General features: G+C 59.8%; 11 protein-coding genes. 9 read left to right on the forward strand and 2 right to left on the reverse strand.

Annotation, left to right across the window (positions count from 1 at the left end; genetic code table 11):
• Positions 1-19: 19 nt before the first annotated feature.
• The 3 genes from PPTH39_RS06030 to PPTH39_RS06040 all read left to right on the forward strand — a co-directional run bounded on the left by PPTH39_RS06030 (position 20) and on the right by PPTH39_RS06040 (position 3,973).
• Positions 20-1,309, forward strand: a complete 1,290-nt coding sequence (locus tag PPTH39_RS06030) for a M18 family aminopeptidase (protein WP_095002127.1) — start codon at positions 20-22, stop codon at positions 1,307-1,309.
• Between the two features lie 205 nt (positions 1,310-1,514).
• Positions 1,515-1,697: a hypothetical protein gene (locus PPTH39_RS06035; RefSeq protein WP_095002128.1), complete on the forward strand. Its 183-nt coding sequence runs from the start codon at positions 1,515-1,517 to the stop codon at positions 1,695-1,697.
• Between the two features lie 116 nt (positions 1,698-1,813).
• Positions 1,814-3,973 carry a mechanosensitive ion channel domain-containing protein gene (locus PPTH39_RS06040; protein WP_095002270.1) on the forward strand — a complete coding sequence of 720 codons (2,160 nt, stop codon included), beginning with the start codon at positions 1,814-1,816 and terminating at the stop codon, positions 3,971-3,973.
• Positions 3,974-4,083: 110 nt separating this feature from the next.
• Here PPTH39_RS06040 and PPTH39_RS06045 read toward each other — a convergent pair whose 3' ends face one another.
• Positions 4,084-4,803, reverse strand: coding sequence for a UTRA domain-containing protein (locus PPTH39_RS06045; RefSeq protein WP_095002129.1), 720 nt, complete (start codon positions 4,801-4,803; stop codon positions 4,084-4,086).
• Between the two features lie 346 nt (positions 4,804-5,149).
• Here PPTH39_RS06045 and PPTH39_RS06050 point away from each other — a divergent pair, with 346 nt between their 5' ends.
• The 6 genes from PPTH39_RS06050 (at position 5,150) to PPTH39_RS06075 (ending at position 10,463) form a co-directional block, all read left to right on the forward strand.
• Positions 5,150-6,217, forward strand: coding sequence for an ABC transporter substrate-binding protein (locus PPTH39_RS06050; RefSeq protein WP_095002130.1), 1,068 nt, complete (start codon positions 5,150-5,152; stop codon positions 6,215-6,217).
• Between the two features lie 136 nt (positions 6,218-6,353).
• Positions 6,354-7,169 (forward strand): alkaline phosphatase family protein, encoded by an 816-nt coding sequence (locus PPTH39_RS06055; protein ID WP_095019108.1) that lies wholly within the window; start codon positions 6,354-6,356, stop codon positions 7,167-7,169.
• Positions 7,166-8,002, forward strand: coding sequence for an ABC transporter permease (locus PPTH39_RS06060; protein ID WP_130871757.1), 837 nt, complete (start codon positions 7,166-7,168; stop codon positions 8,000-8,002). Before PPTH39_RS06055 ends, PPTH39_RS06060 begins: the two co-directional genes overlap by 4 nt.
• A complete protein-coding gene (locus tag PPTH39_RS06065) occupies positions 7,989-8,789 on the forward strand; it encodes an ABC transporter permease (RefSeq protein ID WP_095002133.1) in 801 nt (266 codons plus the stop codon). Before PPTH39_RS06060 ends, PPTH39_RS06065 begins: the two co-directional genes overlap by 14 nt.
• The gene (locus tag PPTH39_RS06070; RefSeq protein ID WP_095038534.1) at positions 8,786-9,775 is read left to right on the forward strand and encodes an ABC transporter ATP-binding protein; all 990 of its coding nucleotides are present in this window, start codon (positions 8,786-8,788) and stop codon (positions 9,773-9,775) included. Before PPTH39_RS06065 ends, PPTH39_RS06070 begins: the two co-directional genes overlap by 4 nt.
• A gap of 34 nt (positions 9,776-9,809) precedes the next feature.
• Positions 9,810-10,463: an HAD family hydrolase gene (locus tag PPTH39_RS06075; protein ID WP_095002135.1), complete on the forward strand. Its 654-nt coding sequence runs from the start codon at positions 9,810-9,812 to the stop codon at positions 10,461-10,463.
• A 103-nt stretch (positions 10,464-10,566) separates the two neighbouring features.
• Here PPTH39_RS06075 and PPTH39_RS06080 read toward each other — a convergent pair whose 3' ends face one another.
• A complete protein-coding gene (locus PPTH39_RS06080) occupies positions 10,567-11,529 on the reverse strand; it encodes an NAD(P)H-quinone oxidoreductase (protein WP_095002136.1) in 963 nt (320 codons plus the stop codon).
• Positions 11,530-11,622: the final 93 nt, after the last annotated feature.

Below are 11,622 nucleotides of genomic sequence, written 5' to 3' on the forward strand. Positions count from 1 at the left end.
TTGCTGTCTGGAGTAACTTATGCGCGAAGAGTTGAACCAAGGCCTGATCGACTTCCTCAAGGCCTCCCCTACCCCCTTTCATGCCACTGCCAGTCTTGTTCAGCGCCTTGAGGCCGCCGGCTACCAGCGCCTCGACGAGCGCGAAACCTGGTTCACCGAAGCCAATGGCCGCTATTACGTCACCCGTAATGACTCTTCCATCGTCGCCTTCAAGCTGGGTCGCCATTCGCCCCTGCACGGCGGTATCCGCATGGTTGGCGCCCACACAGACAGCCCCTGCCTGCGGGTTAAGCCACAACCCGAACTGCAACGCCAGGGCTTCTGGCAATTGGGCGTCGAGGTCTACGGCGGTGCATTGCTCGCGCCCTGGTTCGACCGTGACCTGTCCCTGGCCGGGCGCGTCACTTTCCGCCGCGATGGCCAGGTCGAAAGCCAGCTGATCGATTTCAAGGCGCCGATTGCGACGATCCCCAACCTGGCGATCCACCTCAACCGCACTGCCAACGAAGGTTGGGCGATCAACCCGCAGACCGAACTGCCGCCGATCCTGGCCCAGGTGGCCGGTGATGAGCGCGTTGACTTCCGCGCGTTGCTCACCGACCAGTTGGCCCGCGAGCACGGCCTCAATGCCGACGTGGTGCTGGACTACGAGCTGAGTTTCTACGACACCCAAAGCGCTGCGGTGATCGGCCTCAACGGCGACTTTATCGCCGGTGCGCGCCTGGATAACCTGCTGTCCTGCTACGCAGGCCTGCAAGCCCTGCTCACCACCGAGACCGAAGAAACCTGTCTGTTCGTGGCCAACGACCACGAAGAAGTCGGCTCGTGCTCGGCCTGCGGCGCCGATGGCCCGATGCTGGAGCAAATCCTGCAGCGCCTGTTGCCTGAGGGCGACGAGTACGTACGCACGATCCAGAAATCTCTGCTGGTCTCGGCAGACAACGCCCACGGCGTTCACCCCAACTATGCTGACAAGCACGATGCCAATCACGGGCCCAAGCTCAATGCCGGGCCGGTGATCAAGGTCAACAGCAACCAGCGCTACGCCACCAACAGCGAAACCGCCGGATTCTTCCGCCACCTGTGCATGGCCGTGGAAGTCCCGGTGCAAAGTTTTGTGGTGCGCAGCGACATGGGTTGCGGTTCGACCATTGGCCCGATCACTGCCAGCCACCTGGGCGTGCGCACCGTGGATATCGGCCTGCCGACCTTCGCCATGCACTCGATCCGCGAACTGGCCGGCAGCCATGACCTGGCTCACCTGGTCAAAGTGCTGAGCGCGTTCTACGCCAGCAACCAGTTGCCGTAAGGCATATTCCTTGAAGCCGCTGCCGCAGGCTGCGATAAGGGCCGCAGGACCTTCGATAAAGCAGGGTCGCTGCGCAACCCGTCGCAGACTGCGGCAGCGGCTTCAAGGTTCTGCGTCTGGCTGATTCATTTTTGATACACATCACCACACATCTGCGCAAACCGACCTAGACTTGGGGCACTCACTTGCACAGGTCCCTCTCACCATGTTTGAAACCACTGCCTTCCACTCCATGATGATTCCAATTATCTGCGGCATGCTGCTGCTGACCATTGGCTTCAACTTTCGCGAACGCAGTAGTGGCATCGGCGTGCTGATGATCTGGGCTGGCATGCTGCTGATATTCGGCACCATCATCTTCAAAATCCTCGCCAAACTGAATGAGTAGCCCCGACATTTTCCCGCCCCGGGCCCGCGATCATTTATTTATGTGACAAGAAATGAATGATCACGGGGCCTAGCGTACACTCGGCCAATTCGCTCCCCCTCGAGGTTGATCGCCCAGTGTTTTCCCGTCTTGTCGCCCTGCCCTGTTTCCTGCTGGTTTGCCTGCTGACGCTCTTGCCCATGACCTCTGCGCAGGCCGTCGGTTTGCCGGGCATGCTGGGCAGTTCGGACAAAACCCAGGCACAACCTACCGAGCCACTGGGCCAATCGCTGGACGAGGTGATCAAGAACCTCGAAAACGATCAGCAGCGCAGCAAGCTGTTGGCCGACCTGAAAAAACTTCGCGATGCCACCAAAAAAGCCCAGCCCGAAGCCGAGATAGGCGTTCTGGGGCTGATCGGCAGCACCCTGGCCGATCTCGAAAAGCAGTTTTCCGGCGATGACAGTCCAACCTATCGCTGGACCAAGGAAATCTCCCAGGCCAAGGAAGAACTCTCTGCATTGATGCTGCCAGCCAATGAATGGCTGCCGATCATTTTTGGCTTTGCCCTGGTCATCATGATCTGGAGCCTGCTGGCCGCCCTGCTGATCTGGGTCAGCCACCGGGTGCGATTGCGATTTGGCCTGAGCGAGGAATTGCCGCAACACCCCAAGGCCGTCGACATGCTGCGCTTTGCCTTGCGCAAGCTGGGGCCGTGGATGGTCGCGCTGATGATCACGGTGTACATGAGTTACTCCCTGCCGTCTTCGCTGGGCAAGGACCTGGCAATGGTGCTGGCGTACGCGCTGGTTATCGGCACCTGTTTCTCGGCCATCTGCGTGATCCTTTTCTCGCTGCTCGATGGCCCCCACCGGCACCGCGCCTTGCATATCCTGCGGCACCAGGCATTTCGCCCGCTGTGGTGGATCGGCAGCTTCGCAGCCTTTGGCGAAGCCCTGAGCGATCCGCGACTGGTGGCCACCCTGGGCGTGCACTTGGCGCATACCGCGGCGACCTTTGCCAATGTGATGGCGGCGCTGTCCACCGGCCTGTTTATCATCCGTTTCCGCCGCCCTATCGCCCACTTGATCCGCAATCAACCCCTGTCGCGCCGCCTGACCCGTCGCGCCCTGAGCGACAGCATCGAGATCCTCGGCACTTACTGGTATGTCGCGGCGCTGATTCTGGTGGGCATCTCGCTGGCGGCCACGTTTATCTCGGCAGGCGACACCAGCACCGCGCTGCGCCAGTCGCTGATCTGTACCGTGCTGGTGGTGTTGTGCATGGTGATCAACGGGCTGGTGCGCCGTCATGCGCAAAAGCCGCAACGTGGCCACAAGCGCCATGCGCTGTATTCCGAGCGTCTGAAAAGTTTCGTCTACACCCTGGCCCACCTGATTGTGTGGCTGGTGTTTATCGAGCTGGGGCTGCGGGTGTGGGGTATGTCGCTGATCGGCTTTACCGAGGGTGAGGGTCACGAGATCAGCGTCAAGCTGTTCGGCCTTGGCGGTACGCTGCTGTTTGCCTGGCTGATCTGGATTCTCGCCGACACCGCCATCCACCATGCCCTGACCCGATCGCGCAAGGGCCTGGCCAATGCCCGCGCGCAAACCATGATGCCGCTGATTCGCAACATCCTGTTTGCCGCGATCTTCATCATTGCGCTGATCGTCGCCCTGGCCAATATGGGCATGAACGTCACCCCCCTGCTTGCGGGTGCCGGCGTAATCGGTCTGGCCATCGGTTTTGGTGCTCAGTCACTGGTTGCCGACCTGATCACGGGCCTGTTTATCATCATCGAAGATTCCCTGGCCATCGACGACTACGTCGATGTCGGCGGGCATCTGGGCACGGTTGAAGGGCTGACCATTCGTACCGTGCGCCTGCGCGATATCGACGGCATCGTGCATACCATCCCGTTCAGTGAAATCAAAAGCATCAAAAACTACTCCCGGGAATTTGGCTACGCCATCTTCCGCGTCGCCATCCCCTACAACATGGAAATCGACGACGCCATCAAGCTGATGCGTGAAGTCGGGCAAAAGATGCGCACCGACCCGCTGCAGCGGCGCAATATCTGGTCGCCGCTGGAGATTCAGGGGGTCGAGAGTTTCGAGTCCGGCAGCGCCATTTTGCGTGCCCGTTTCAAGACGGCACCGATCAAGCAATGGGAAGTGTCGCGGGCGTTCAACCTGTCGCTCAAGCGTCACCTGGATGAGGCCGGGCTGGACCTGGCCACCCCGCGCTTGAGTGTGCAGGTGGTGACGGCGGGCAGCGGTATCCTGCAAAAGGATTGAGCCAATAACTTGTGGGAGCGAGCCTGCTCGCGATGATATCGGCCAGGTTCTCCTGACAGACCGCGCAGTATGCATCGCGAGCAGGCTCGCTCCCACAAAAGCAGGTTTGTTCAACGCTCCTGCACATCCACCCCGACATGAATCGCATCATGTCGCCAATACTCCAGATCACAGTCGATCAGCCGTTCGTGCTGGTCGTAATTGACCCGCGCAATGCGCAAACCCGGGCTGCCGGTTGATACCTTGAGCGTCGCTGCAGCCTCTACCGGCAGCGCCGTAGGCACAATCTCAAAACGCACCCGGCCGTAATGCAAATCGTAATGTCGGGCATACAGCTCAGTAATCGACTGCGTCAGATCAAGGTCAAGGATCTGCGGGAAGTACTGCGGATTCAGGTAGTGCTCCACATACAGCACCAGCCGCCCGTCAATCCGCCGGCCCCGGCAGATCTGGATCACGCTGGATAACGCCGGCAACTGCAAGCGCTCACACACCGCAGCCGTGGCCGGCAGCAGGCGCGCCGAGATCACCTCGGTGGTTGGCACTCGCCCCTGGGCCGTGACCATGGCATGAAAGTGGCTGCGCTGCATCAGGTTGTACGCCAGACGCGGCGGCGAAATAAACCAGCCGCGCCGCTCCTCCCGATACACCAGCCCCAGGGATTCAAGCTGTAACAACGCTTCGCGCACGGTGACGCGGGTGGTGGCGAATAACTCGCTGAGTTTGCGCTCGGCCGGCAGCTGACTGCCTCCCGCCAGTAGACCGTGCTCAATCTGCTCTTGCAGCGTGCGACTTATCGCTGTTACCGCCTTGGGTGCACCTTCTCGCATCAACGTTACCTGGCTGGACTAGTCCAGCACCAAAAGTGGGCAAACATGGCCGTCAAACGGTCACTCCCTGAACCTGTCAGCCTAGGCAGAACATATGACTGTTCGATGACAAGAGGGCGCTCATATACCCGTCAAAATGCGCCAAACCCCTTGCCAGCCGGGGCCTTCCCGATGGTCTACGCTTAGCCGGAACACACACGCTGGCTGGCGATATGCCTTGCACAACCAATGCCGACATTAAAGTGTCATCTGCCGGGCTTAAATTGGCTCAGGTATTGCTGACCTAGACCAACCCACCGCAAAAGAGCAATAAAACCCAGCGTTGAAAACGCCCAAGGAGCTTCGGATGAAACAGTTTTTCCTCGCATCACTGTTAGGTTCAAGCATTGCCCTGTGCACATCGGCCATGGCCGCCGATGTCGATTTAAAAGCCCTGGAAGCCGCAGCAAAGGCTGAAGGCACGGTCAACAGCGTCGGCATGCCCGATGACTGGGCCAACTGGAAAGGCACTTGGGCCGATCTGAACAAGCTCTACGGCCTCAAGCACATCGACACTGATATGAGTTCGGCCCAGGAAGTGGCCAAGTTTGCCGCGGAAAAAGACAACGCCAGTGCCGACATCGGTGACGTGGGCGCCGCCTTTGGCCCGATTGCCGTGGCCAAAGGCGTAACCCAGCCGTACAAGCCAACCACCTGGGAACAGATCCCGGACTGGGCCAAGGATAAAGACGGCAACTGGGCTCTGGCCTACACCGGCACCATTGCGTTTATCGTCAACAAGAAGCTGCTGCACGGCTCTGAAGTGCCGACCAAATGGGCTGACCTAAAGTCGGGTAAATACAAGGTCTCGATCGGTGATGTCAGCACCGCGGCCCAGGCCACCAATGGCGTGCTGGCTGCAGCCATTGCCAATGGCGGCGATGAAAAGAACGTGCAACCGGCCCTGCTGATGTTTGCCGACATCGCCAAGCAAGGCCGCCTGTCACTGGCCAACCCGACCATCGCCACGATGGAAAAGGGTGAAGTGGAAGTCGGCGTGGTCTGGGATTTCAACGGCTTGAGCTACAAAGCCAAAATGGCCAACCCGGATGACTATGTGGTGCTGATCCCGTCCGACGGTTCGGTGATCTCGGGCTACACCACCATCATCAACAAATACGCCAAACACCCGAACGCCGCCAAGCTGACCCGTGAATTCATCTTCAGCGATGCCGGGCAAACCAACCTGGCGCGGGGCAATGCACGGCCGATTCGTGCCGAGCACCTGAAGCTGCCGGCTGACGTGCAGGCCAAGCTGCTGTCCAACGACCAGTACAAAAATGTCACCCCGATCAAAGACGCCGACGCCTGGGAAAAGACCTCCAAGGCCTTGCCGCAGCTGTGGCAGGAAGAAGTCATCATCAATATGCAGTAACCCTGCGCCTTGATCTGCGTGGGAGCGGGCTTGCTCGCGATGCCATCGACTCGATCCATCTGATGTGCCGGGTTGTACCCATCGCGAGCAAGCCCGCTCCAACAACAGCTTTTGCGCTGCGCCAGCGGAGTCTTACATGAAACACAACGTCATTCTGGTAGTGCTCGACGGCTTGAACTTTGAGGTCGCCCGCCTTGCCATGGGCCATCTGCAGGCCTATGTCAGTGCAGAACGGGCCGCACTGTACAAGCTCACCTGCGAGTTGCCAGCCCTGTCGCGCCCGCTCTACGAGTGCATCCTCACCGGCGTGCCGCCGATTGAAAGCGGCATTGTCCACAATAATGTCTCGCGCCTGTCCAACCAGCGCAGCGTGTTCCATTACGCTCGCGATGCCGGGTTGAGCACAGCGGCAGCGGCCTATCACTGGATCAGTGAGCTCTATAACCGCTCGCCATTCGTGATTGCCCGGGATCGCCATACCCTGGCTGGGGACTTGCCAATCCAATACGGGCATTTCTACTGGAGTGATCATTACCCTGACTCCCACCTGTTCGCCGACGCAGAAAGCCTGCGGGTGGCACACAAGCCGAATTTTTTACTGGTCCACCCCATGAATATTGACGATGCCGGACACAAACACGGCCTCGATACCGCGCAATACCGCAACAGTGCGCGTTCGGCCGACATTATCCTGGCCGACTATCTGCAAGGCTGGCTGCAGGCCGGCTACCAAGTGCTGGTCACTGCTGACCACGGCATGAACAACGATCGCTCCCATAACGGCTTGCTGCCCGAAGAGCGTGAAGTGCCACTGTTTGTGCTGGGCGATGCGTTCAGCCTGAACCCGGATGTCATGCCAAAACAGCTCGAGTTGTGCGGCACGATCTGCGAGTTGCTTGGCGTAGCTCACGACAAACCGCTGTGCCGCGAGCTGCTGAGGCCCGCGCCATGACCCGGGGCAAATGGCTTGCAGTTCTGTGCCTGGTGCCCTTCGCGGTATTTTTTATCGTGTTTCAGATCGCCCCGCTGGTGTGGGTGCTGATCCACAGTGTGCAATCGGAAGAAAGTGGCTGGGGCCTGGCCAACTTCATCAAGATCTTCAACTCCAAATTCTATCTGCAGGCCATCCAACACAGCCTGGAGATCAGTTTCTGGTCCAGCCTGTTCGGCATCATCATTGCCATACTGGGCAGCTATTCGCTGCGCGAGGTGGATTCGCGGCTGCGCAATTTCGTCAACGCATTCGCCAACATGACCAGCAACTTCTCCGGTGTGCCGCTGGCCTTCGCATTCATCATTTTGCTGGGCTTTAACGGCAGTATCACGATCATGCTCAAACAGGCAGGGATCATCGAGGATTTCAACCTCTACTCGAAAACCGGCCTGATCATCCTGTACACCTACTTCCAGATCCCCCTCGGCGTGCTGCTGCTTTACCCTGCCTTCGATGCCCTGCGCGAGGACTGGCGCGAATCGGCCTCCCTGCTGGGCGCCAACAGCTGGCAGTTCTGGCGGTTTATCGGCCTGCCGGTACTGACCCCGGCACTGCTCGGCACCTTCGTTATCCTGCTGGCCAACGCCCTGGGGGCCTATGCCACGGTGTATGCCTTGACCACCGGCAACTTCAACGTACTGCCCATCCGCATCGCCGCGATGGTGTCAGGCGATATCAGCCTGGATCCGAACATGGCCAGCGCCCTGGCGGTGATCCTGGTGGGGCTGATGACCCTGGTAACCCTGGTGCATCAGTGGCTGTTAAAGAGGAGCTACCATGTCGCGCGCTGAAACCACTTCCGCCAGCCTGTACCACCGCAGTGTGGTCTGGCTGCTGTTTCTGATTTTGTTGCTACCGCTGCTGGGCACGTTTATCTACTCCATCGCCAGCAGTTGGTCAGCCACGGTGTTGCCCAGCGGCTTTACCTTCAAGTGGTATGACCAGCTGTGGAGCGACCCGCGCTTCCTCAAGGCCTTCGGCCAGTCGCTGCTGGTCTGCGTCGCGGCGCTGGTGCTGTCCGTAGTGCTGATCCTGCCGCTGCTGTTTGTGGTGCATTACCACTTCCCCAAGCTGGATGCGCTGATGAACATCCTGATCCTGCTGCCCTTCGCCGTGCCGCCGGTGGTGTCATCGGTAGGCTTGCTGCAACTCTATGGTTCCGGCCCGCTGCAAATGGTCGGTACGCCGTGGATCCTGATCGGCTGTTATTTCACCGTCGCACTGCCGTTCATGTACCGCGCGATCACCAACAACTTGCAGGCGATCAACCTGCGCGACTTGATGGACGCGGCCCAACTGCTGGGTGCCAGCACCTGGCAGGCGGCATTTTTGGTGGTGCTGCCCAATTTGCGTAAAGGCCTGATGGTAGCCCTGCTGCTGTCATTCTCGTTCCTGTTTGGCGAGTTTGTGTTCGCCAATATCCTGGTCGGCACCCGCTACGAGACCTTGCAGGTGTTCCTGAACAATATGCGCAACAGCAGCGGCCACTTCACCAGCGCGCTGGTCATTTCCTATTTCCTCTTTGTACTGGTGCTGACCTGGGTTGCCACCTTCCTGAACAAGGACAAAAGCCAATGAGCTTCGTCAGCGTTGAACACCTGCAAAAATCCTATTCCGGCACCCCGGTATTCAGTGATATCAACTGCAGCATCGCCAAGGGCGAATTCGTCACCCTGCTAGGCCCGTCCGGTTGCGGCAAGTCCACGCTGCTGCGCTGTATCGCCGGGTTGACGCCGGTAGATGGCGGCAAGATCCTGCTCGATGGCCAGGACATCGTGCCAGTGAGCCCGCAAAAGCGTGGCATCGGCATGGTGTTTCAGAGTTATGCGCTGTTCCCCAACATGACTGTCGAACAAAACGTGGCCTTCGGCCTGCGCATGCAGAAGGTCAAGGCCGATGACAGCCACAAACGCGTGGCCGAAGCCTTGCAACTGGTGGAGCTGAATGACTTCGCCAAGCGCTATCCGCACCAGTTGTCCGGTGGTCAGTGCCAACGTGTGGCCCTGGCCCGCTCACTGGTGACGCGTCCGCGCCTGCTGCTGCTGGATGAGCCGCTGTCGGCGCTGGATGCGCGAATTCGCAAGCACTTGCGCGAGCAGATCCGCACCATCCAGCGCGAGCTGGGCCTGACCACTATCTTCGTGACCCACGATCAGGAAGAAGCACTGGTGATGAGCGACCGCATTTTCCTGATGAACAAGGGTCATATCGTGCAGAGCGGCAATGCTCAGACCCTCTATGCAGCCCCGGCAGATGCCTTCGCCGCAGGTTTTATCGGCAACTACAACCTGCTGGACGCGCAAACTGCCAGCCGCCTGTTGCAGCGCCCGGTCAGCAGCCGCATCGCCATTCGCCCGGAAACCCTGGGGTTGAGTGTGCAGGGTAAACCCGACGGGGTCATTCTGAGTCATAGCCTGCTGGGAAACGTGATCCGCTATCGCGTCGAGGTGCGTGGCGTGCAATTGATCGTCGACGTACTCAACCGTGCGCCGGGCGATTTGTACCCGGACGGCCAAGCCGTTGCGCTATCCATCGATTCGAGCACCCTTTGTGAGGTAGCCTGATGTTCCTGAATTCACTGAAGAGAGAGTTGCGCTGATGGCCCTGGCAATTTTTGATCTGGACGAAACCCTGATTCATGGCGACTGCGCCACCCTCTGGAGCGAGCAGATGGGCCGCCTGGGCTGGGTCGACCCGGTGTCGTTCATGCAGCGCAACAACGAACTGATGGCCGCCTACAGCCGGGGCGAGCTGGCCATGGAAGACTATATGGCTTTCAGCCTGGAGCCGCTGATCGGCCGCAGCCCCGAAGAAGTCGCGCACCTGGTCGAGCCCTGGGTTGAGGACTATATCGAACCGATCATCTTCAGTGACGCAACCAGAACCATTGCCGCGCACCGCAAGGCGGGCGACCGGATCCTGGTCATTTCGGCCTCGGGCACCCACCTGGTCAAACCCATTGCCGAGCGCCTGGGTATCGATGAAGTGCTGGGCATTGAGCTGGAAGTGGCTCACGGCTTTTATACCGGGCACACGGTGGGCACTTTGACTTACCGCGAAGGCAAGATTACGCGCCTGCTGGAGTGGCTGGATGAGCAGGAAGAAAACCTGGAAGGCGCGAGCTTTTACTCCGATTCGCGCAACGACTTGCCGCTGCTGCTCAAGGTCGATCACCCCCATGTGGTAAACCCGGACCCGGTGCTGCGCGAACAGGCTGAAAAGGCCGGGTGGCCGATTCATCACTGGAAATGACCCCCTGAAACTGTGGGAGCGGGCTTGCTCGCGATGGCATCACCACGATTTGCCTGCCAGACCCTATCGCCTGCATCGCAAGCAAGCCAGCTCCCGCAGAGGATCAGGTTAAGCTGCTGTCGATCACCAGCACCAGCTTGCCCGACACCTGGTTGCTGGCCAGTTCGGCAAACGCTGCCTGCGCGTCCTCAATCGGGAAGGTCTTGGCCAGTTGCGGACTCAGGCGGCCTTCGGTAAACAATGGCCATACCTGCTGCCCCAGATCACTGAGCAAATCCGCCTTGAACTGATCGCTGCGGCTGCGCAGGGTCGAGCCCAGCAACTGAATACGCTTGCCCAGGACCAGCGCCAGATCCAGCTCGGCCTTGCGCCCGCCCATCAGGCCAATCAACACCCAGCGCCCGTCCTGGGCCAGCAGTTTGAGGTTGGATTCGGCATAGTTGGCCCCCACAGGGTCCAGCACCACGTCGAAAGGCCCCAGCGCCTTGAGACTGTCCAGCCCCTCGGTACGCACCACGCCACCCTGGGCACCCAGCGCCTGGCAGTAAGCCAGGCGCTCGGCCGAGCCCACGCTCACCCAGCACGGGCTACCAAAGGCTTTGCACAGCTGAATGGCCGCTGAACCAACACCACTTGCCCCCGCGTGCAGCAATACTTTTTCGCCCGGCTTGAGCGCGGCCAGTTGAAACAGGTTCAGCCATGCCGTGCTGTACACCTCGGGCAATGCCGCAGCCTCCAGCAGCGACAAACCTTCAGGCACCGGCAGTGCATGACGGGCATCAACCACCACTTCCTCGGCCATGCCACCCCCGGCCAGCAAGGCACAGACGCGATCACCCACTTGCCAGGACGACCCTGGGCCTACTTCGCTGACCACACCTGAACACTCCAGGCCCAATACCTCACTGGCCCCCGGCGGCGGCGGATACAAGCCGGCGCTTTGCAACAGATCGGCCCGATTGAGTCCGGCTGCCGCCACACGAATACGGATTTGCCCTACATCACAGGTGGGGCTTGGCTCTTCAACCCACTTCACTTGACCTTCAACGCCTTGCAATGCTTTCACAGTGCCTCCATAGTGAGTCTGGACTGAGCCCGGAGCTGTTGCACCGGGCTTTTTGCATTATGCGACCGGTCCTTGATGGAACCGGCGACTTCA

It is taken from the genome of Pseudomonas bubulae, assembly GCF_900618535.1.
Classification (GTDB): Bacteria; Pseudomonadota; Gammaproteobacteria; order Pseudomonadales; family Pseudomonadaceae; genus Aquipseudomonas; species Aquipseudomonas bubulae.